Origin of the sequence: Haemophilus parainfluenzae, from assembly GCF_003252725.1 — a bacterium.
GTDB lineage: Bacteria > Pseudomonadota > Gammaproteobacteria > Enterobacterales > Pasteurellaceae > Haemophilus_D > Haemophilus_D parainfluenzae_L.
Genome location: NZ_QEPO01000001.1, coordinates 341,486 through 364,234 on the forward strand (window position 1 = coordinate 341,486; position 22,749 = coordinate 364,234).

16 protein-coding genes and 1 pseudogene are annotated in these 22,749 nt (G+C 34.7%); 14 read left to right on the top strand and 3 right to left on the bottom strand.

The annotated features are described in order from the left end of the window. From DPV85_RS01745 to tssH, 3 genes are all read right to left on the bottom strand, one after another. Positions 1 to 3,006 (bottom strand): toxin VasX, encoded by a 3,006-nt coding sequence (locus tag DPV85_RS01745; protein WP_111326673.1) that lies wholly within the window; start codon positions 3,004 to 3,006, stop codon positions 1 to 3. Between the two features lie 4 nt (positions 3,007 to 3,010). Further along, positions 3,011 to 4,384 (bottom strand): DUF4123 domain-containing protein, encoded by a 1,374-nt coding sequence (locus tag DPV85_RS01750; RefSeq protein WP_111326675.1) that lies wholly within the window; start codon positions 4,382 to 4,384, stop codon positions 3,011 to 3,013. Between the two features lie 180 nt (positions 4,385 to 4,564). Continuing rightward, positions 4,565 to 7,162 carry a type VI secretion system ATPase TssH gene (gene tssH, locus DPV85_RS01755; RefSeq protein WP_111326677.1) on the bottom strand — a complete coding sequence of 866 codons (2,598 nt, stop codon included), beginning with the start codon at positions 7,160 to 7,162 and terminating at the stop codon, positions 4,565 to 4,567. A gap of 160 nt (positions 7,163 to 7,322) precedes the next feature. Between tssH and DPV85_RS01760 the strand changes: the two genes are divergently transcribed. The 14 genes and pseudogenes from DPV85_RS01760 to DPV85_RS01845 all read left to right on the top strand — a co-directional run bounded on the left by DPV85_RS01760 (position 7,323) and on the right by DPV85_RS01845 (position 22,730). Continuing rightward, a complete protein-coding gene (locus DPV85_RS01760) occupies positions 7,323 to 9,392 on the top strand; it encodes a type VI secretion system Vgr family protein (RefSeq protein ID WP_111326679.1) in 2,070 nt (689 codons plus the stop codon). Positions 9,393 to 9,428: 36 nt separating this feature from the next. Further along, positions 9,429 to 11,966 carry a hypothetical protein gene (locus DPV85_RS01765; RefSeq protein ID WP_243584633.1) on the top strand — a complete coding sequence of 846 codons (2,538 nt, stop codon included), beginning with the start codon at positions 9,429 to 9,431 and terminating at the stop codon, positions 11,964 to 11,966. Then, a complete protein-coding gene (locus DPV85_RS01775) occupies positions 11,963 to 12,610 on the top strand; it encodes a hypothetical protein (protein WP_111326681.1) in 648 nt (215 codons plus the stop codon). Before DPV85_RS01765 ends, DPV85_RS01775 begins: the two co-directional genes overlap by 4 nt. A 218-nt stretch (positions 12,611 to 12,828) precedes the next feature. After that, the gene (locus DPV85_RS01785) at positions 12,829 to 13,203 is read left to right on the top strand and encodes a glycoside hydrolase family 19 (protein ID WP_243584635.1); all 375 of its coding nucleotides are present in this window, start codon (positions 12,829 to 12,831) and stop codon (positions 13,201 to 13,203) included. Next, complete coding sequence (locus DPV85_RS01790) at positions 13,178 to 14,152, top strand: hypothetical protein (RefSeq protein ID WP_111326683.1); 975 nt, start codon at positions 13,178 to 13,180, stop codon at positions 14,150 to 14,152. The genes DPV85_RS01785 and DPV85_RS01790 overlap by 26 nt, the downstream gene beginning before the upstream one ends. A 352-nt stretch (positions 14,153 to 14,504) precedes the next feature. Continuing rightward, positions 14,505 to 14,651, top strand: a complete 147-nt coding sequence (locus DPV85_RS09995; protein WP_243584637.1) for a hypothetical protein — start codon at positions 14,505 to 14,507, stop codon at positions 14,649 to 14,651. Continuing rightward, positions 14,642 to 15,418, top strand: a complete 777-nt coding sequence (locus DPV85_RS01805) for a hypothetical protein (protein WP_111326687.1) — start codon at positions 14,642 to 14,644, stop codon at positions 15,416 to 15,418. Before DPV85_RS09995 ends, DPV85_RS01805 begins: the two co-directional genes overlap by 10 nt. Before the next feature lie 199 nt (positions 15,419 to 15,617). After that, on the top strand, positions 15,618 to 16,289 hold the full coding sequence (locus DPV85_RS01810; protein ID WP_243584639.1) for a hypothetical protein: 672 nt from the start codon (positions 15,618 to 15,620) through the stop codon (positions 16,287 to 16,289). A gap of 221 nt (positions 16,290 to 16,510) precedes the next feature. After that, a complete protein-coding gene (locus DPV85_RS01815) occupies positions 16,511 to 16,975 on the top strand; it encodes a lysozyme inhibitor LprI family protein (protein WP_111326691.1) in 465 nt (154 codons plus the stop codon). Positions 16,976 to 17,105: 130 nt separating this feature from the next. Beyond that, positions 17,106 to 17,606, top strand: a complete 501-nt coding sequence (locus tag DPV85_RS01820) for a hypothetical protein (protein ID WP_165816453.1) — start codon at positions 17,106 to 17,108, stop codon at positions 17,604 to 17,606. 120 nt (positions 17,607 to 17,726) lie between these two features. Then, positions 17,727 to 17,942, top strand: a pseudogene (locus DPV85_RS10000) (DUF6396 domain-containing protein); the annotation flags it as partial. 231 nt (positions 17,943 to 18,173) lie between these two features. Next, positions 18,174 to 19,496, top strand: a complete 1,323-nt coding sequence (locus DPV85_RS01835) for a DUF4123 domain-containing protein (protein WP_111326695.1) — start codon at positions 18,174 to 18,176, stop codon at positions 19,494 to 19,496. Further along, entirely contained in the window at positions 19,489 to 21,531 is a 2,043-nt protein-coding gene (locus DPV85_RS01840) for an alpha/beta hydrolase family protein (protein WP_049366177.1), read from the top strand. Before DPV85_RS01835 ends, DPV85_RS01840 begins: the two co-directional genes overlap by 8 nt. Beyond that, positions 21,528 to 22,730, top strand: coding sequence for a WD40 repeat domain-containing protein (locus DPV85_RS01845; protein WP_049366180.1), 1,203 nt, complete (start codon positions 21,528 to 21,530; stop codon positions 22,728 to 22,730). The genes DPV85_RS01840 and DPV85_RS01845 overlap by 4 nt, the downstream gene beginning before the upstream one ends. The last annotated feature ends 19 nt before the right edge of the window (positions 22,731 to 22,749 follow it).

Here is a 22,749-nt window from a genome sequence, read left to right on the forward strand (position 1 = left end):
TTACTTACCTTTTATATCCAATATTGTTGTATCTGATGTTATGTCTTCAGTCGCTTGATTATAACGAGGAATGGAAACTTGTAACTTGAGGCGTTCCATTTCATCGGCATTAACTAATAAAGGATTTCCACTCAGAGAATCTCTAATAGACCAATCTTTAAAATATAATATTGCCTGCCCCGACCTATTTTCATCAAAAATAATTTGAGGTTCAGAATACACTTCCAAGAAAGGTGAACGTCTTATGGTAATAGATTTGTGAGTAATTTTTAGTTTTTGTGCTGTATCTGATGTATTTATATTAGGATGCATCACTAAAATATGATGCTTATCTATTACTTCAAATTTAATTTTTTCTGTTATAGCAAATAGCCTTTGAATTTCTAATTTATAGTAATTAAACTCTGGGGCTTCTTTATTATAAAAAATGCTATGGTCAAAAATATTTTCTTTGAAGTGTTGATCCCTAGGTTCACTCCAACCATAAGCCCCAACAGCTTCTCCCCAATAATTATCACTATCTCCCCAAAAGCTATGTTTAATCCAAAGCTCCATGTCGCTTTTCTTAAACAATGCTAAACCAACACCGATTAATAGCAATATTGCGCCCACATAAGGTAATGCCATTGCGGCTATACGCAATGCAGCACCGGCAAATGCCACGTTCGCTGATGTGGATGCCATCATGGTTAACGCGGTGCCTAACGTTGCGGGAGATAATGCTATTAAGGCAGAACCAGTACCTCTAGATACCGCCCCCCAATAGTCTATTTCATCGCCTTTATATTTAGCTTCATGGGCATTTGCCACTTCAACTAATACGCCAATACCTGCCAGCGCTGTGCCGAAATTAAACAACCCCGCCCTTGCAGCTTGCCAGCTGCTTGAGAATGTTGCTCCTGTTGCATTATTAATTGCTGTTAAAGACATGCGTTGACCAGCAACCTGCTTAAACTCAAATCCTAAATTGCTGTTTGGTGCAACTTTTTCTGTCAAGGCTAATAAAGTAGCAAATGTGGCATTATTTGCCCATTGCCCTTCTTTGGTATAACTGGAATCTTCAGTAAAAAAGCCTAATATAGCTGAAAAAGCAAACAGTTTTGCTGCACCATCAAGTTTGGATGAGAGCTCAGTTACCCGTTTAAAGTCTAAATCATCTACTTTTAAGCCTTTAGGAAGTTCTGTTCTTATAGGAATGAGCTCTTCTGTAGTGAGTTTTTTTCGTGATGCTTTTAATTTATTCGAATGACTAAAAATTTTTTTTTCGGATAAGAATTCCTCTTGCCCAAATACACCGGTTTTTCGATAAACTTCTTCCATATTCCGCATGATTTCAGTTCGTTTATAGTACCGCTTGCCATTTTCTCTATAACTACCTGCTAGTACTACTTCATTACTGATAACTTGAACAATTCGATCAAAGGAATAGAGATTAAAACGATAAAAATTCCCCATGTTGGCAAGAGAGCTTAGAAAATTCTTAAAAGAATCTAATAAATTTTTTAATGATTCTGCTATTTTTGCTACAACTTGTTTTTGCGTTTTTGTCACTACATCATTATTAAAGTTGAATGCAGTAATTAAAGCTTGCTGCCCTAGGGATGTATAACTTAAATGCCCAATAAGCCCCTCAAAATACTGACAGCATAAACTAGCCATAGGCTCACTTTTGTTTTTCTCATATAACTCAAATAAATTTTTTATTTGTTGAGTGTTTTTAGCTATATGATCACAAATGCTATGTACCACATTATCTATATGTGTATTAAATAAGTTTGGTATTTTTGCAATTTTATTAATCGTATTAACACCATGAATGGTTTGAGTTATGCCTAATTCCTTCTTAAGTATTTCAACGATTGAGTCTTCACTATTGTTGAGGTGAGAGTCCTGAATATTTAATTGGGCATATACTTTCTCTATTGTCATGTCCATTTTTGCATCATACGGCACATATGGAGAGACAGAACGACGTCTTTTACTATTTTCCGCTTTCTGTAATTGTGTGACATGTGCATCAATTATCTGTGCAGTAATAAATGCATATTCATATTTGGCTAAGACCTCTTGACGTTTATCATCTAAATAATAAACGTAATAATCTAAGTCTCTTGCAATACCAATAGGATCATCTAATGCAACAACAACCCCTTCTGAATGGGTTATTTTCTGTAGTTGTTCTTTCCAGGATCTAAGCTTTCCTATGGGATGATTACGATATAAGTTACTGGTATAGTCTCGTACATACTTTGTTTTGCTAGCAAAATCATTAACTATATTCTCTGTCGTTTTTATATCTAATGTGAGGCTGGAAGGCGCATTAGTCGGAATTTTTTTCATCCAGAACATCTTAACTAAAGGATCTCTTTCTATTGCCTGCAATAGTTCGTATGGCAACTTAAATTCTGAGTACATAATATATGCGGTTTCAATTGCCCGATTTAATTCTATAAATGCAGTATATCGCTTTCCGGCTACATTAACTTGTTCTATTTCTGCTAGTTGAGGAGCTTCCCTAGTAGCGAGATCTACATTGTTGTTTTGTTCAAGTTGTTGAGAATTATCTTCGTTTACCTCATTTGATGTATCGTTTTGAGATATATCCTTTTCAGATGTATCCTTTTCAGATTGTTCTTTAACCCATTGCTCAAAAAAATTCTTAGACCATTTATGAAATGTTTGTTTATCACCATCACTATTGCAGTCATAAATATACCAAGCTTCACCATTAGATGCTTCAGTAGTTATTTTAAACTTTTGACATTCAGCTTTAGTCGCCAAAATATAGATATAACCATCACGCAAACGGCGGAGATCATAATCACTGTTCATTTCAGCTATTCCTTTTGGAGGAGTAGGTATTGTGCCGGTGTTTTTAATTTTTTCAAATGCACCGTCTGTTAATGCCCATCTTGTGGGATAAAGCCGAATAAATTCTTGGCATGGTTTGGTTGCTTCATCGGCAGGTTTTGCTTGTGGTTTATAATCTTGTTCTTTATTTGCCATTTTCTTATTCCAAATTTAAGAGATTAAATAATTGTATTGCACGGGCTAAGGGTGTCGGGAACTCTTGTTCTAATTGTTTTTCAAGTGTTGCAAAATCTCGTCCGTTTTTCACCGCACTTTGTTTGGCAACAGCATATTGCACGATTGCTGTTTCGTAAATATAGTTTTTGTTCCTTCCTTCATCTAAATTTTTAATTAATTGTTCTTGCTCCAGAGGGGAATAAACATGAGGATAAGTTTTTAAAATATATCCAACCATTTTTTCTCTCGTTTCCAGCCACTTTTTATCTTTAAATCCTTTTATTTCAAAATCAGTTAGGATAATGGGAATGTTTCTAGTGTCTTCTGGTAATGCTTTAATTTGATAATAATAAAAACTGTCTCCAATGCCAGAGCCAAAAGCATGAATAATGCGCTTTTCATAACCAAAAAACTTATTAAGTTTTTCGGGGCTGGTGGCGATAACATCTAGATAATTACGTAATACTTTTGGGTCATAAAAACGGAAGAAAAACCACTTTCCATTTTCGTCTTTCATTACTGGAAAGTGGCGAAGATGGTGTAATACGGTATCAAAATCATAACGGGAGTGGATAAAAATGCCTAACTCTTCATGCCAATTGAATCTTGTCATTGCACCTTCATCACTAAACAAGCCCATTAATTCGCTCTCAGCTTTATAGTCTGGGTAAGGGATAACTTCGACTAAATAAGGGCCTATTTCTTTGGTGATTTCCGCAAACTCGCCTTGGAATAGGTTTTCAATTCTACAGTGAAAGCTTTCAGGTTTTAAAAATTTATGCTTATTCGCGTCTAAGATGAAATAACATTTTAATTCCGGTAATGGTTCACCAAACAGTGCGATATCTTTTTTTAGTGTGTTTTCATCCCAAACGGGCAAGGGGAAAACTGGTTCCTGGTGATTTTCAGACCAACCCAGTTGAGTCATATTGGGCGGAATCGGTGTGTTAGGGAAGAGCAGCTTAAAAATCTCATCAGGTGCAAAGATTTTCGGGTGGCGCTCAAACTGTCTATCTAGCAATTCCACATTGTTGATTTGATGACAAAGTAAGTAATTAGTCTCGCTAGCAAAGTTTTCTTTTGGTTTATCCCCAACTAATTCTACTACCCGTACTTCACCTTCTTTTAATCCATTAGCTTGATACGCAAGCCACATTTGCCCATGTCGTTGAAAAAAGATTTCAGCTTTCAGAGGGGCTAATTGATATTGATAATGCGTTTGTTCTGAGTTAAAGGTGGTTTTTACAAGCTGCTCAAATGTTTCTCGGCTATCGGCAAAAGCCAATAATGCGACAAATTTATCCGTACTTGGAGATTCTTGTAAGTATGCAGTGGAAATCCAAAGGGATATAGACATAATGTTCCTTTTAAAATGATTGAAGAGGCAAAATGCCTTCTGAAATCATAGCAATAACTGCTGTGCAGTTCAAATCTAAAGATTGAAATATAAACCTCAAGAAAATAACTTAAAAGATGACCGCACTTTATGAATGAAAGCCAAAGTGCGGTCAAATTTTTAGACGTTTTGTATCATAAATTACGCAATCTCAACGAGGTATTCACCATTCTCAAAATTGATCGTGATATTTGACATTTTCTCACCACTCGCGATGCGTTGAAGCAATGCCAAGGAAAGTGGTGGTAAAAGTTGTCCTTCAAGAATTGCATCAACCAAACGGGCACCATTTGTATCGGCTTCACATTGTTGCTCAATATGTTTAAGAATATTTTCTGCGATAGTAACAGTCGCTTTATAACGCTCAGCGATTAATTTCTCTAATTTCGCTAATTTTGCTTTTACAATGCGTTGCATTACATCTGTCGTTAAATAGTGATATTGCACAATTTGCATACGGGCAAGCAATGCCGGTTTGAAGAATGTGAGAAGCGAACGACGTAATTCTTCATCACTTTTCACGGCAAACTGATCATTTGCAGCATCGAAACCACAGTTTGAGGTGAGCATAAAGAGAATATTTTTACAGTCAATTAAACGACCTTCACCATCTGCGAGTTCACCTTTATCAAAGGCTTGATAGAATAAGTTAAGCACATCTGGATGGGCTTTTTCCACTTCGTCTAATAATACAATAGAGTATGGTTTTTGGCGAATAGCTTCAGTTAGTAAGCCACCTTCACCATAGCCCACATAACCCGGAGGCGAACCAATTAAACGTGAAACAGTATGTTTTTCTTGGTATTCAGACATATTAATCGTGGTCAGGAATTGTTTGCCCCCAAAGATATGTTCTGCAATTTGAATTGCGGTTTCAGTTTTACCCACACCACTCGGTCCAACCAGCAATAATGCCCCCAAAGGTGTGCCGGCACGGCGTAAATCCGCCATAGCAGTAAGCAAGTTTTTGTGAATTTGCTCAATGGCTTGAGATTGCCCTTTAATATTATCGTTAAGAATATTAGGAAGCTCAGTGAGTTTAGTGAGTTCATCACCTGTCATGCTATTCACCGGAATACCAGTTAAATCAGCAATCACCGCAGTAATTTGTTTGCTGCCCACTTCTGCATGAATTAAGCATTCTTCAGGTTTGATTGCTTCATATTCCGCTTTTTTCGCTTGTAATTGAGCGATCAATTCTTGACGTTCTTCTTCAGTATATTCTGTTTCAGAATCAGAGAGCTTGCTCCGTAATGATAAAATTTCTTCCACTAATGCTTTTTGAGATTCAAATCGAGAAGAAAGCACATTTTTTTCTTCGGCTAATTCAGTGAGTTGGTTTTCTAGTTTGGTTTTCACTGTACTATCAACCGTTTCACCTAGCTGATAATCACGCTCAAATTCAGCAATGGCAACATTGATTTCATGGATCTTATTATCTAAGTAGCTTAAGCGTTTTGGTGGTGTGTCCTTTGCCGTAGAAACACGAGCGCAAGCCGTGTCTAAAATATCGATGGCTTTATCCGGAAGTTTTTTCGCCGCAATATAACGCGCAGATAATTTTGTTACTGTTTCAAGTGCTTCACCCGTGATATAAACGCCATGCGCTTTTTCGTAGAGAGGTTTTAAACCACGTAGAATGACAATACTTTCTTCAATAGAAGGTTCATCTACTTTCACTAACTGGAAACGACGGGATAAAGCAGGATCGCGTTCTACATATTTTTTATATTCAGACCAAGTCGTTGCTGCAATTGTGCGAAGTTCACCACGAGCAAGAGCCGGTTTTAAAAGGTTGGCTGCATCGTTGCCACCTTCGCTACCACCCGCACCAATAAGGGTATGGGCTTCATCAATGAAAAGCACAATTGGTGTTGTACTATTTTTTACAAAGTCAATCACCGATTTTAAACGTTTTTCAAATTCCCCTTTGATTGATGCGCCAGATTGTAAAGCAGCAAGATCTAGGCTCCATAGTTCAACATTTTGTAAATGTGGTGGAACTTGTTTATTGACGATGCGTAATGCTAATCCTTCAATTAATGCACTTTTACCGACACCCGCATCACCAACGACAATTGGGTTGTTTTTTCTTCTGCGTGAAAGAATATCGATCATCAGATCAATTTCTTTGTCGCGAGCAAGAACAGGATCAATATTACCCGCAGAGGCTCTAGCAGTTAAATTTTCAGCAAAACGTGCTAAATCAGATTGATCTGTATGTACAGCTGAAGGTGCTGCGGTATTTTCTTGTGTAGCTTGAGATTCTGCGGAGCCTTTAGCAAATACAAGTAAAGATTGGCGTAATGTTTCTTTGTTAATTTGATTTAAATAGCTTGCAACAGCGGTTGGCAAATAGCGAGAGGCATTCAATACCAATGCTAAGAAAATGCTTGCACTGCGAATTTGTGTCTGTTCAAACTCAAGTGAGCCGAGTAACCATGCTTCTTGCAACATTTCAATCAATAATGGCGAGAAGCTTGGTACAGAGTCAATATTAGTGTGAGATGTTTGCGTTTTGCTGAGTAAAAGTGCGGTCAATTCTTCGTGAGAAATGTTAAGTTTATTTAAAATAAAGCGAACGTCTGAGAATGGATTTTCCAATGACTTAAGTAATAAATGGGCTGGAAGCACTTCCGATTCACCACAACTAATTGCATAAGCGGCAGATTCTTCTAACATTAATTTAGAAACATCATTTAATGCACCTAGTGTCGCGGCTAAGTTAATTTTGATCATTATTTGAGATCCTTATGTTTAATAAAGCATTTGAAAGATAAATAAACTTGGGTATTTTATTTTTTTATATAGAAATTTACTACAACTATTTTTACTATTTAGAAATAGATGAAATTACATTATACTAGACGATATTTTACGCGTTAAATAAAGGATAATCATGGCTGTTCAATCCGACTACCGTTACACCCTTGATGCCGGTGAAAAACATACTTTTGATGTGATCAGTTTTAAGCTGACTGAAGGGCTTTCAGAACCATTTCGGTTAGAGCTTATGTTATCAAGTTTTGATCCGAATATTTCATTTTCAGCATTAATGGATCAATCCGTGACCTTCACTTTTTGGCAAGGTGAACAACCGGTTCGCTATTTGAATGGAATTGTGACCAGTTTCGGTTTGGGGAAAACAGGGTTTGTTCGCACGCATTATCAAATGGTGGTGGAGCCGGCTTTAGCGCGAGCAGCATTTCAATCTGATAGCCGAATCTTCCAACATCAAAACAGCGAAAAAATCATCCGCACTTTATTGCAAAAAAATCGCGTAGAAAAGGTTTCCTTTGAGCCTTTACCTTCAGATTGGGAGCGTGAATATTGTGTGCAATATCGCGAAACCGATTTAGCCTTTATTGAACGCTTGGCGGCGGAAGAAGGCTGGTATTATTACTTTGACCATCGAGCAGACAGCCATGAGTTGCGTTTTGGCCATCAAAGTATCGCTTCTCCGATTCTTGGCACCTTAACCTATAATGCAAAGCCCGCAGGAGACCGTTCATTTGCTTGCCTTTGGCGATTTGACTATTGCCGTAAGGTGACGACAACAAGCCAAACCTTACGAGATTACACCTTTTTAAATCCGAATTACAACCTCGAACATCAACATCATTCACAAGCATCCGCGCTCACTGATAGTGATACGTCTAAAAGTGCGGTCAATTCAGCGACAGTTTATGAAAAATATGACTATCCGGGACGATATAAGAAAGATGAACAAGGTAATCCGTTTAGTCTTTATCGTTTAGAATCAGAACTGGCCCTTTCTGAAACGGCGAATGCTGTGGGCGATGATATGCGTGTCGTACCGGGTTATGGTTTTACCTTAGAAGGGCATGCTAATTCAGCGTTTAATCAAGATTGGCTAGTGGTGCGAGTAGAGCATTCGGGTAAACAAACAGGCGCTTTAGATGAAGAAGCGGGAGAAGAAGGCAACCGTTATGAAAACACACTTTTCCTGATTCCTCACAACAAGCCTTGGCGCAGTCCATTAAAGCCTCGCCCAATTATTCGCGGTACACAAGTTGCCCATGTTACGGGCCCTGAAGGCGAAGAAATCTACTGTGATGAATGGGGAAGAGTCAAACTGCAATTCCCTTGGGATAGATTAGGCAACTTTGATGAGCACAGCTCTTGTTGGGTGCGAGTGGTGCAAGGTTGGGCGGGCGCACAATACGGTAATATGATGATTCCGCGCATTGGCCATGAAGTGCTGGTGAAATATCTAAATGGTGACCCGGACCAACCGATTGTTGTGGGGAGAACTTATCACAGTACCACAGAGCCCCCTTACGAGCTTCCAAAGCACAAAACCCGCATGACGATTAAATCCAAAACCCATAAGGGCAATGGTTTTAATGAGTTGCGTTTTGAAGATGAAATGGGTCGTGAAGAAGTCTTTATTCATGCAGAGAAAGACCTTAATCATATTGTGAAACATGATGAAACGACCCAAGTGGGGCATGACCGCACAGAGCAAGTGGGTCGCAATGAAACAATCCATATAGGCAATGACCGTACAGAAACAGTCGGACAGGATGAAGACCTGACTATCAATCGAGACCAAATACGCAGTATTGGACGCAATCGAATCACGAAAATAGAAAAAGACGATATTCTGAATGTGAATAATAACCGTCGAGTTAACGTCCATGCTGATAGCCTCATCAAAGTCGGACAGGATTTAAATATTGAAATTGCTCAAAATGGCAGCTGGGTTGCGGGTGAGCTTTTTGAACAAGTTTGTAAACAGTTTGATTTAGAAGGTTATGACGAAGTTCATATTCAAGGCCCTGCCGGTGAAATCGTGTTAAACCAAGAAGGGATTACGCTGATTGGGAATGTGTATGTTGAGGGACCACTTACGGAAGATGCGGGGGCGGCAGATGGGGTGAGTCCGTTTGAAACGCAACCTAATGGCTCACAACCGGTAGATATTCAAGATTTAATTATTTCATAATTCATTACAATAAGAATAATAAAGGAAGTTTTCATTATGCCAGAACAAAAGAAGAAAGCGACTCCAGAAACCTCAAAAGTCGAAAGTCCGAAAATACCTAATGTTGCCTACCCACTGAAACCGAGAAGCAATACCACGAATCTGTCTCAACAATACTTTAATCATCTTGCAGGAGATGAAAGTGCGCGCTTTTTATTTAATAATAGTGGTCTTTGGCATCAAGGGATTCATTTAAGAGCCTCAAAGTTTCCGAGTAGTGAATTTGAGAATAACAAGATTTGTGCGATAGCCGATGGCAAATTGATAGCTTATAAAGTGGATAGTGAATATAAAACCGATGCCAAATCTGAATCATCAAAAGCAAGTGCGGTGTATTCTACGGGCTTTTTTTTACTGAAACATGAAGTAGCTTATCCGAAAGACAATGTGCTGACGTTTTATTCGCTTTATCGTCATACAGCGAAATTAAGTGATTACAAAAGTGGAATAGAAGAGCTTGTTGGTATCACCAAGTCGGCAGATAATAAGATTGTTATCCGAGATGCACAAAATAATCCGCTTAATCCACGAGTGGAGTTGAAGAATGGCGTAACGATTGGAGTCAAACGACACACGCAGACGCAAGATAAGTTTGATGAATTACTTTGGTATAGAGAGACCAAGGACAATAAAACGGTTGAGCATAAACCTAAACCAGGTGAGCATTGGCGCATTTTTAATCAGTCTTATGAGGAGATGCAAAATGAGAAAATCAAAGGCCTTCCACTGCTAAGCAAGCATAAGATTGATACACAAGTTGATGTTGAAGTAAAGCTGGATAAACCCATTGAGATTAAAGCGGGTGAAGCATTAGGTCTGATGGGTGAATATAACCAAATAGGTGAAAGTGGTGAAAAACTCCTACATTTGGAAGTGTTTACTTATGATGATATAAGCCAATTTACAGCAAAAGCGAAGGCAGCTTATCTAAAGGACAAAGAAAAGAAAGGGATAAAAGATAACTTTCTGTATGTAGCACGAGGTAGTCAGCTTTATAGTATAACGAATGGTGAAGTGATAGAGCTTGAGAAAAGCAAAGTTGAAATCATGGTGCCGTTAGCGGATGTAGCGAAGCAGACCGTGAAGAAGAAAACGGATAAGGTGGGTAAAGATTACTACAATGTACAACCTTATCTTTATAGTTTGCCACAAAAGAATAAAGAGGGTGGGATTTATGTGGATAGTAGCCATTTAACACATGGTTTATTGTTCCCTGGTGTGAATATTTTTAATCAATCTGGAAATGGGCTTTGTATATTCAAACATCCTCTTCATCAAAACATAGACCCGAAAGGTGATTTAACGACTGAGCAGAAAAATGAATTAGACCCGGTGTTTAAGTCCATTATGAACGAACTTAGTTTAGATAAGGATAAAAACAAGCCAGTGGTATTTGAGGCAGGAAAGCTCAAGGATTTATTATTAACCCCAGTACAACAACGAAGATTAACGGGAATTGTTGTCAAACATGACAGCGAATGGAAGAAGGCCAGGACGGCAGATTTTAGTCAAACCTGTGGTGTTTACCGTGCAAATGGAAAAGAAGATACCGCTAAGAGAATAGAGAAACGGATAGCTGACTTATCGATAAAGTTAGAGGTGGACGGATTTAACTCGAACAAGCAGGCGTATTATCTGCATCCGTTGGGGTTGATTGGGTGGTTGGCTGTTGCAGGTTGTCAATGTGGACAGAAACTTATTAATGCGATTAAATGTACTAGGTATAAAACTAAAGTAAGGACACAATATGGTCCGGTTTATAAAGGTAACCAGCCTTTAAGTAGTTATGCTCATTGGAACAGACTTATATCAGAGGGTAAAGTCTCTCAAGATGAATCACGAATACTTATTGCTATGTCTGCAAATGAAGGTAATTTAGATGCCGTTCAATCGTATGACAGCGAGATATTAACGGCAGGTGCTAGTCAAAAAACAATAAATTCTCTAGGTGCGGGTGAATTACCAACTCAAATGAATAAGTTTAAAGAGCAATTTCCTCAGTTGTTTGATAAGTACTTCAAGTGTTGTGGATGGGATGTTCGTCTTAAATCGGGCGAGTATGTAGCTTATTATAATGATGTTACCGGTGCTGAGTTAAAAAACATAATTAGGAATGGATATACAGCGGATACATATGGAAAGTTTGTACCAAATAAGGCTGTAGCTATTTTTGCTGAAGCTATAGATACAGATGAATATAAAGAACTTCAAGTTCTAGATTTTATAGATAGGCTTCGTTTAGCCTTAAATATAATTCCTAAAGGCTATAACTATCAAATAGCAAGTTATGTAAAAAGTAATTTAGGCAAAGCAACAGTATTAGATCATCATGTTAATCGACCTAACAATGTTTCAAAATATTTTGGTATAGCATTGGATTCTTTCTTTTCCAAAAACCCTAATGTAAGCAAAAATCCTAATACTTGGGGGGCGTTGCATAATAAATATGAAAAAGAAATTATTGATTACTATGGAGTAAATAGAGATGGAACTGATATGCCAACAAGATATATGGAGTTGAAAAAGAAATTATGAAAAAATTGATAATATTATTTTTATTGCTATTTTCATTTTCTGTTATTTCATCTGAAAAGAATAATGTTTTATTTGAAAATGACATTTATAGATTATCTTTGGATTCTAGTGGTAATTGTAGTAAATTAAATTTGTTTAATAAAAAAGATAATAAGAATATACCTATTTTAGATAGGTTAAGTTTTCTAGACTATGGTTTTAACTTAAGTTTAAAATGTAATAGTCCTGATTTTATATCATGGGATAGATCTTTTGATAATAATTATAATAATGATTTTCTTGTTTTAAATTATGATCTAATTGGTTATGTATATAACCAAGAAGAAAAACCTGAGAAACATGTAGAGTACTACTGCTCAATATTAGATTTATCAACAGGTGAAGTTTTGACTAAAGAAAATTCTAATGATGGTTTCTGTAAAATGGATACATTAAGTTTGCCAGATGAAGTTTCCATAAAGAAGGATAAGGCATTGCTTTATAATCAACCGAATAAAAATAGTAATAAATACTTAATTAAAGGTGATAAAGTTAAAGTATTTTATCATTATATTGATAATAAAGATGAATGGTATTTAATCAACTACAAAGGAAAAAAAGAAATCAATATGTGGATTAAAGCTGATTCAGTTGATTTAAATTAAATAATTTGTTAACCGCACTTTGTAACGTGCGGTTATTTTTTGTTCTTTTAAAAACTAATCATCAACTTACCAATAAAAATTAATCATCAACTTGCCAAACCTTGCAAGACTACACCTTTTAAATCCGAATTACAACCTCGAACATCAACATCATTCACAGGCATCCAGGATTACTGATAGTGATACGTCTAAAAGTGCGGTCAATTCAGCGACAGTTTATGAAAAATATGACTATCCGGGCCGATATAAGAAAGATGAACAATGATTACAAGAAAAATTATGCTCTTTTAAATCAAAATCTTCATTTGGCAGTTGATGCTAGCGGGTATTTCTGGAAAAGAGGAAAATTATTAAATGCTGGTGATTTATTAAGTGCTAGATACCCTAATCCAAGTGGTGTGAAAGTTAAATACCCAAAAACTAAATTACCTACTCATACAACAATTGATATAAATTTAGTTGCTGATGATGACAATACCCGTCAAGTTACATTTTTGGTAAATGGTGGTCAGTATGCTATTGAAGAAAGAATATCTTATGTTAATGAATTAAAGAGAATTTTTAATTATGAAAATAACCACCTCAAAAAATAAAATAATACTATCTATATTTCTCTTTGCTTGTTTCGCAAGTGCTGATGATGTAGATATTAAATATTACTTAAATAGTAATGAATTCTTTAATAGAGATATTGACATTGATAATGATGGAGTTGCTGATAAGGTTATTAGTAATGTAAATGGATTTGGAGATGAATTGTTGTTTTTTAAAAAAAATAATAATAATTACCATCTCGTCCTTAAAGGGAGTAATTTTTCTGAGGATGGAGGCGAGAGAATTAATGATATAAAAAAACCAAAGAGTAACGAATATACAATTCTTATAACAACAAATACAGATAAATTAAATATTATTAATAGTTATTACATTACATATAATAATAAAAAGTGGATTCTAAAAAATATTAATTCTGAAGTGAGTGGTTTTTTGGATGATTACTCTAAAAAGTACATATGTAAATTTAATAATATTGACTTAGATATTTCTATACCTAATCTTAAAGATAAACTACCTAATTATGACTTATCTGATGAATATATTAAAAGTAATTGTGAGTTAGATTATTTTTTTGAGAATTCACTAGATGACTTTATAAAAAGATTTAATGAGGGGGATATAAATATTGTTAATGGAGTTGACCGTTATAGGAAGTTACTATCAATTTTTCCTTATGGAAATAGCAATGAAAAAGAATATTCCATTATCCTTAGCGAGCTGTCTAAATTAAAGTTGATAAATGAAAAGAATTATTTAGAAAAGGTTATAAATAGAAAAACAGGTGCTACAAGCACTGTTATAAATAAATCCTATCTATATTCATCTATTGGTATTAAGAGCGGTATGTACTTAATTAAGGGAGATCGGATTTCTATTTTAGATGAGAAAATAGATGAGCGTGGAGAAAAATGGTATTTTATTAACTACAAAGGAAAAAAAGAAATCAACATGTGGATTAAAGCTGATTCAGTTGATTTAAATTAAATGATTTATTAACCGCACTTTGTAACGTGCGGTTATTTTTTATTTTTTAAAAACTAACAGCTGCACGCCAAATAATCAAGAAACTTTTGCAACTATGTAAGCATAAAATAGATACACAAGCTGATGTTGAAGTAAAGCTGGATAAACCCATTGAGATTAAAGCGGGTGAAATATTAGGTCTGATGGGTGAATATAACCAAATAGGTGAAAGCGGCGAGGTACTGTTACTACATGGAAGAAAAATTATAGGAAATCAGGGGAATACCTAAAAAAAGATCTTGTTAATAATCCAGAATTAGCTTTAGATCAAAAGAATGCAACTAAAATAATGATATATGGAATGGAAACAGGAATGTTTACGACGAAAAAAATATCAAGTTATATTTCAGAAGATAGTGCTGACTACCTGAATGCCAGAAGGGTTATTAACGGTATGGATAACGCTGCTAGCATAGCTGGATATGCATCTAAATTAGAGGAGTGTTTAAGATGGTTATAAAAAGATTATTTATTTTGCTATTGTTTATTCCTCAATTTGCTTTTTCTGAATATTATGTAAAAGATAATAATATTTATAATGATGGTAATAAAGTTAAAACTATCTTAATTAATGATGAGTTAGGTAGCGTGTTATTGGATAATAAAGATGTTATTGTTATATCAAATTCATATAATGCTTCATCTACTAAAACTGAATTGAGTTATATTTTTAGTAAATTAAATGGAAATATATTAAAGATAGAGCGAATTAATTATTCTCCAGAGTGTGATAGGTATTATGGTTATTTTTTAAATTTTCATAATAGTATAAATGTAGAAGATATTAATGAAATATTTATAGATAGTCTTGAGTCCAGGTATGGATTTAAAGATTATGTTTTTTTTAATAAAAACGATAATTTTGTTCTAAACATTAATGGCCATGATAAGAATATTTTTTTTAGTACATATGATGATAAAAGTATATTGATTATTAATTATGATATTTCTTCCGATGGGGGGGTATTGAGTGAAAAATATATGAAGTGTGAATATTTAAATGAGAGTATTAATACATCCTCATGTAAGGATATTGGATTTGTTAATAAAAGAAGCTATTTATATACATCTCCTAATAGTATAAGTAAAATGTATTTGATTAAAGGGGATCAAGTCATAATTAATGATGTGAGATCTTTAAAAAATGAAAAATGGTACCTTATAAATTACAAAGGAAAAAAAGAAATCAACATGTGGATTAAAGCTGATTCAGTTGATTTAAATTAAATGATTTATTAACAGCACTTTACAACGTGCGGTTATTTTTTTTACTAGCATAATAGGGTTAAGTCGCTTATTAGAGATAATAATATACAAGAATGTCCTAATTTGAATTTATCTAAGCCTATGGGAGAGTATAAATTCTCTACTGCTGGTATTAAAAACACAAAATATAGCAAAAGTCTACAAAAGAAATTTGAAGGTTATGATGATTAAATTTATTTTTATTATTACTTTGTTGATATCTTATTATGCTGAAGCTACATCTAGCATGAATGGGCTGCAAAAATTTAGTGGTGATATGGAGTCTAAAATTTCTTGTAGTCAATCTGATTCAATAAGCTATCAATGCGAGTTAAAATTAGGTAATAATTATTATGATACTCTACGCATAAAAGATAATAATGAATGTGGAGAGTTTAGCATTATCCCTATATCAAAAGATAAAATATCTATAGAGTGTGGATTTGATGGTGTTTCTAATATATATACCTATAAATTGATAGATGATAATCTACTCTTGGATAAGTATGAATATTATTATTTGGGTGGTGGGCCATCAGAAGTTGATGAGTTTATAATCAATAATCTTGTAAGTTTTAGACGAAATATTTCTACAGATATTTCTGATAATGGAAATAGAATGTTTTCTCTTGGATATGTTAATAAAAAATCTTATTTGTATAATGAAAACTATAATAAGACTGATATGTATTTGGTTAAAGGGGATAAGGTATTGATACTTGATGTTAAAAAGGATTCTAAAAGCAATAAGTGGTATAAAATATTATTTCCAGGAAAGGGGAATATAATCAAATGGATGAGATCTTATAATATTAGTTATTTAAGTGTAAATAGTGAGTTTTTAACAAGATAGAGGTTAATGTTGTAAGTATATAGTAAACCTGTTTTTCAACTTCTAAAGTGCGGTTTGTTTCATATAAAATGAATCGCACTTTTCCTATATAGTTATTCTATTTTTAGCGAATTATAGACTTGGTTTTATCCAATATTGCCCCATTTCATGGGGCTTATAATGTTAAATGAGAAAATATGATTAATTTATTGATGGTATAGTTTAAGTCAAAAGGAATCGATTTGTTTAACAATAATAAATATACAGTGGTAATTTTTCTATCACTTTTTTCTTCTCGTTTAGTTTTTTCTCTTGAGCCAGAAGACTTGCTTGTTTCAGATGCATTATCTAAGCCTTGTTTGTCTGGAAGTGTGCAAGAAGCAGATTTAATGTCTTGTGTAAGTAAGGGGTACATACTGGCCCAAAAAAAATTAAATTTTAACTATAAAGTATCAATCCAACAAGAAAATCAAAAGATAAGAGAGTATCTAATTTCATCTCAAAAAAAATGGAATATATCAAAATTTAAGCAATGTTATCCTGAACTTGAAAATGGTCAGGAGGGGAAGATAAATTTTATTGATTGTGCAACCAAAGCCATTAATGAGAGAAATGATTTGCTAGAGTCGGTTTTTTTATGTGATTTTAATAAGAGAGCTTGTACGTTTAAAGATGATAATATTATTAAGCTATTAAGTGATAGATAAAGTACATAGAGAATAGAAATAAATAACCTTAAAATAGCATAGTTATTTTATTAAGGATGGCACTCTTTTCTTTAAATATGGAAAGAATGCAGATCTAAAATTAGAGAGTGGTAAGATGAGAAAAAATTTTTTGTTAGTGTTATCTTTCTTTATTTTTTCTAATGTGTTAGCTAAAGATGAAGAGTTGATTAATCCATGTATTGAAGAGAGCATTCCATTAAATAATGCTTTGTCTCATAAGGGTATTTTATTAAATAATAGAGTTGAGATAAATAATATTGAAGTATTTTTAGTGTCATACTTAGATAATCGCGGAGATGTCTGTTATGATAAGAAATATGATGTATTTTTTAATATTTCTGGTAATTATGTATATAGTAAGAAATTGTTTTCTGAGTTAGGAGATGTTTACCCTGAAATAAATAAAAGTGGTAATTTATTTACAATCGATTTTGAATATGGAAATGGTCAGTCTAATCTAGAGAGGTATTATTTTAATGTGCATTCACATGAAGTGTATCTTATTAAGAAAGATATAATCCAATCTAGAACGGGAGAATCAAAGGTTATTAAGTTTAAAGATTTAAATATAAAAGATATTGAGTTTTCTAAATTGCTTAATGTTTATTAGCTTTAGATAATTAAAAACATTGTTATTAATGTAACAGTGTTTTTTTTAATTTACCATAAGCTCAAGAATACTATAAATGTTATAGAATTATTTCAGATTGTCTTTCTTATTATGACTCCCCGCCCCAAAGTTCATGATTTGGACGATATTGTACCCTTACCCCCGGCAAAATTACCGAAATGGGACGGTAAAATCGCCTTCCAGCGTTGGTATGAAGGGGAAGCTCCGCCTAAACCGAGTGAGGCACTGATGCAGAAACTGGTGAATCAGGTAGGACTTTGGGTGGATACCAGGTTGGATTTAGAAACGGGTTTACTAAGAGAAGTGAAAAAATAACAAAAATTTCGACCGCACTTTAGATTGTAAAGTACAGTTTTATTTGAGCGTGTTGTTCTAACAGGGTTACATAATGAAAAAGTGTTTAAAAATTTTATTCGTATTAGTGATTGCGGCAATCATCGGCTTGTTTTGCTTATATTTCTATTTAGAATGTAATCCAAGTTGATAGGGATTAGCTTTTATCAATAAATTTATTATAATACCTCTTTGTAAATAAAGGGGAAATTTATGCAGTATGAAAATCTAGTTTATGCCGTTAATGGTCTGCAGCTTTCTAATAATGAACAAGAAAATATTATTATCTTAATCTATGCTTCTAATGTAGAAATTGCAAAAAATTATATTACGGTGTATCAGCAGCAAAACCAGCTCCGATTGCAGTATACGTTTCTTCCTTTACCGCTTAATACGTATTTTCAACGTCATGCTGATGAGACATTAATTGAGCAATTGAAAACGCTAGCTCAAGATTTATCAGAACAGCATCCTATTCTCATTTTTAATCCAAACCAATATCTAGAAAGTGAAAAAAGCAAAACAGCATGCTTAACCAAAAATGAATTTCCATTAAGACAAGAAGATGAACATTCTCCTTTCTTGTTTCAACCAATCCCCGATTCGATTAAGCCTTATCTGTGGCCTGAAGACAGCAATTCTCAATGTTATGCCATTATCAACGCAGAGGTAAGTGTTTGGTTTCCCCAGCGTTTTGAATTGGATGATATTCAAAGTGCATGTTTATTTAAAGGGGAGGACGGTGAAAGACGAAAAAAGACAGCGCCTTATTTATTGCATTTACCAGAAAATCATCCTTTTGTGGAAGAGTTATGCAGTGAAAGCCCGAAAGGAAAAGAGTCTGAGGATGGATTTCAACAGTGGAATAAATCATTTGGTTTTTTCTTTCGCTCAACCGCGACATTTGATGAGCTGTTGCACCATTTCAGAAAATTTATCTACATGCCGACCTATGACGGACGCTTGCTCTATTTTCGCTTTTATGACCCGACAGTATTGGAAGACCATTTTGACCGTTTAATATATTATCCAAAAAAATTAGCAACTTTTTGGGGGCAAGGTTTAATCGATTCCTTTATTTTGCCTAAGGGAAATGATGTCGTGCATTATATACCTACAATAGATTTGGCTAAAATAACACCAGCTAAGAAACAGTTTGATAAATTTGAATTAAATACAATTGTTGATGAAAGAAATGCTGTATTACTAAAAAATTTGGTTACTGAATTACTGGATACTATCCCAATGCTAAATGACCACTATGACAGAGCGACAATTGAAAAAGTCGTTCAACATTGCTATCGTCTTTGTCAAACTTGTGCTTTATATCAAACTATTGATATTGGATTATTTGCTTTACTGAGTTTAGCCTATGGCAACGTAATTGATATATTAGATCCTGAGAAAAAAATTAATCAAATTTTGCAAAGTGATATCGCAGAACAAAAAAAACGATATCTTATAAAACAACGGATAAGTATTCTAGAAAATCAAAAGATTATCCGTAATAAATTGGGAGCAAATTTACATGGTTAATACCAATGAAAAACCTTTTTATCATCAATTTGAAGAAAAACACCACTCGGAATCCACTGAGACAGGAACAGCAGCTTGTCGCACGGACATTATTATTCATCATAAAGATACCCTTGAGCGTTCTTTACCTAAAGGTATTATGGTAAAGGTTTATGACCAAGATGGTGGTGTTTCTTACGGTGAAATTGATGAAAACGGCGATAGCCATCATATTGGTGTAAAGTGCGGTTTAATTTCCTGGCAATTAATGAGAGGTCCTGATACAGCACCAAAATACGACCGACATAAAAAAGATGGCAGACAGCTTACTGATAAAGATGAGCAAGCATTTTTTAATGATTCAGACGGTTATGTACTGATCAAAGCAAATGATGAAAAAACTGAAGATCCACGATTACAACTTGCTAAACCACTAAAAGTGTTTGTTTCGGTAAATGCAAAAGAAGTGAAGGCAATTTATCTTCCTCCACCGATTTTATTGAATTTGCGTTTTCGTCAAAAAGGTAATGTAAGGTTATCAAGCAAACAAATTAAACAGATAAAAGATGATGGTAACACAGCCACTTTGTTTATTCATGGCTATAATGTTTCTCTTGGCCATATTGGAAAATTTCCACAAGCGGAAGACTTTGGGGATATTCCAGAATATTCGAATCTACCGCCTTCCGATCAGGTTCAGAGACCTTATTTGCATTATGATAACAAGGCGATTGGTCAATTGGCGAAAAATACACTCCTTGAGCAAGCAAAAGAGGATGACAATATTTATGTTAAGCACGTTTACAATGAGGTAGATTTAAAAGTTAATGGTCATAAAGCTTTAGGTTGGTTTCCACATGTTGAATATTATTTGAATTTAGCTGCATCAGGTAAATTAAATTACGATGATCCTTTTACCGATTGGGATAAATACCACCGAATTATCGGAGTGACTTGGTCTGGTAGTGTTGATCCTTCCATGGTTTTTTTCAGGGCGGAAATGTATGCTAACGAAGCAGGGCGAGAGCTCGCAAAGGTATTGATAGAATTATTTAATGAAGGCATTAAAGTTAATATTATTACTCATTCATTAGGCGCCCGAGTTGCATTAAGTGCATTGAATATTTTAGGTGATTTTGACGGAGCCTATGATGAGAAAATTGATAATCTGATTATGTGGGAAGCCGCTGTAGCTGATAATTCAATAACTGACTCATATACTCGCGTGAAAAATCCGGTGGCAATGGAACTATTTCCTTATGCACATAAAACAGTGAAATATCTTCGTGTGCTGTATTCCCAAGAAGATGGTGTTTTGGGGGGGGATAGTCGTGGTGGAGATCAAGAGTATACGGGGTTGCTTGGTGGAGCGTATCCGAAAAAATATACTTCATTAGCAAATACTACTGGCGCATTAAAAGATTACTATAAAGAAAATAAAATAGGTGAATATTATAAAACCATTGAGGAAATCAAACGCTATGGCCAGATACATAAAGGAACACAATGGGGGCAGGATAATCCTGAGGCGACCCCTAAGGGCATGGAAATCAAAAAAGAAATTGCAAGGTTGTTATTAGAGGAAGCCAATACAGTATCTTCGGATTTAAATACTCAATTAAATTATTTAAAACCTTGGAGTCATTTCCGCCGTTTCCGTCCTGAAGACGAACATTTTAAACACATTGTCGATGTATTAACTTATCAGGTGTTTAATAACTGGACAATATATGTAAATGATATGGCTGTGCGCCCTGCTCTAGGTCATCAAGGAGAGAGATTAACTGTTTTAGGTACATGGTTTAATAATAAAGGGTTGTCTGAGGCTAGAAAAAAAGAATGGATAGATTCATTTATTACAGCCCAAAATAAAAAACAATTTTGGTTTTGGGATCAAAGTAACTATTTTATTTCCCACTCGGCAATGCGAGAGTGGGAATGGAAAGCATTAGATACTCAAAAAGTATTCCCTGATATTTATAAAGAAAGCTATAAAGGCAGAATAATTGATGAATGGATAAATGAGAAATCAAATTTTGGGAGATATAAAAAATGAGTAGGAGCTTAAAAATCCGCATCATTGTACTAACCACAATTCTATTTGTTATTTTATTTGGTATATATAAATACATTAGCACAGCCCCTGTGCTTTCTTTGAGTGTTTCAACCGATGGCCGTTATGTCATTAGTGCTCATGCTGCGGAAGATGCCGATCGACATAAACCTATTGGTCAGTTGGTGTTATGGGATGTTGATAGAAAGGAAAAGACAATACTTGCCCGAAATGCTAATGCTTTTAGTGCAGCGTTTATTCCCGATAGTCATGAATTTATGTGGCAGGACAGTAAAAATATTGTACATATCCAAAATGTAGAGGGTAAAGAAGTAACTAACTTCCGACACTTCCAAGTGAAAACGCATATTATGTCAGCAGATAAACAATTTTATCTTTCCTCCAATATGGAAGATAACGGGCAGCTTTATAAGGGATATGGAGAAGATCTTGTGCCTGTTTATACCGATGGAGGTATCCCTTTCCCTCTAACTTTATCAATGACTAAGGATTATTTTTTATCAGCGACTGAAACATGTACAACATCACCTTATCCTGTGGTAGAGACAAATTTGACGATCAATCCAGTAAATCCTGATAGCAGTAAAAGAAGCAGCTACACCGGAGTGACTTTATGGGATAGGCATACCCTAAAACCGCTAGCCCGTCTTTATGGAAATTGTGGATATACTACGGGGTTAATTAGCCCTAATGGTGATTGGGTAGTGACGGGAGGTGAAAACTTGTCAAATTATATGTGGGAAATTCATAACCTTAATAATCGACAAGACCTAGCCCAAGTTAATAGTGATCTTAATCATGAAAATTCAGAGCGTTATAAACAAAAACTATTACCTAAACCGGATAAATTTAAAAATAAACAATTAGCATTAAATCATACTGTTGCAATTGCTTTTTTAACTGAAAAAGATTTTATTCTACTGGGGAAAAGTGGTAATAAAGATGGATTTGGTGATGAACTCGCCCGTCTATTTACCGTTGGAGAACCATGGATTAAAGCCTATGTAGAAATCGGCAACGACCCGAGTATTTCAACAAATTACTATCAGAGAAACCTCAGCGTCTCCTCTTCACCAAAAGCTCATATTCTCGTCACCGGGCAAGCTACCGGCGGTGGAATTAATGTGTATAAATATCATCCTGAGAAAATGGAATTAGAGAAAATCTGGGTGGCAGATTAAATGTTAAAAGTGCGGTTAG

What these genes read in the sequence shown, in the direction of transcription:
- DPV85_RS01745 (WP_111326673.1), bottom strand. Translation starts at nt 3,006, where the DNA reads ATGGCAAATAAAGAACAAGATTATAAACCACAAGCAAAACCTGCCGAT.
- DPV85_RS01750 (WP_111326675.1), bottom strand. Translation starts at nt 4,384, where the DNA reads ATGTCTATATCCCTTTGGATTTCCACTGCATACTTACAAGAATCTCCA.
- tssH (WP_111326677.1), bottom strand. Translation starts at nt 7,162, where the DNA reads ATGATCAAAATTAACTTAGCCGCGACACTAGGTGCATTAAATGATGTT.
- DPV85_RS01760 (WP_111326679.1), top strand. Translation starts at nt 7,323, where the DNA reads ATGGCTGTTCAATCCGACTACCGTTACACCCTTGATGCCGGTGAAAAA.
- DPV85_RS01765 (WP_243584633.1), top strand. Translation starts at nt 9,429, where the DNA reads ATGCCAGAACAAAAGAAGAAAGCGACTCCAGAAACCTCAAAAGTCGAA.
- DPV85_RS01775 (WP_111326681.1), top strand. Translation starts at nt 11,963, where the DNA reads ATGAAAAAATTGATAATATTATTTTTATTGCTATTTTCATTTTCTGTT.
- DPV85_RS01785 (WP_243584635.1), top strand. Translation starts at nt 12,829, where the DNA reads ATGAAAAATATGACTATCCGGGCCGATATAAGAAAGATGAACAATGAT.
- DPV85_RS01790 (WP_111326683.1), top strand. Translation starts at nt 13,178, where the DNA reads ATGAAAATAACCACCTCAAAAAATAAAATAATACTATCTATATTTCTC.
- DPV85_RS09995 (WP_243584637.1), top strand. Translation starts at nt 14,505, where the DNA reads ATGTTTACGACGAAAAAAATATCAAGTTATATTTCAGAAGATAGTGCT.
- DPV85_RS01805 (WP_111326687.1), top strand. Translation starts at nt 14,642, where the DNA reads ATGGTTATAAAAAGATTATTTATTTTGCTATTGTTTATTCCTCAATTT.
- DPV85_RS01810 (WP_243584639.1), top strand. Translation starts at nt 15,618, where the DNA reads ATGATGATTAAATTTATTTTTATTATTACTTTGTTGATATCTTATTAT.
- DPV85_RS01835 (WP_111326695.1), top strand. Translation starts at nt 18,174, where the DNA reads ATGCAGTATGAAAATCTAGTTTATGCCGTTAATGGTCTGCAGCTTTCT.
- DPV85_RS01840 (WP_049366177.1), top strand. Translation starts at nt 19,489, where the DNA reads ATGGTTAATACCAATGAAAAACCTTTTTATCATCAATTTGAAGAAAAA.
- DPV85_RS01845 (WP_049366180.1), top strand. Translation starts at nt 21,528, where the DNA reads ATGAGTAGGAGCTTAAAAATCCGCATCATTGTACTAACCACAATTCTA.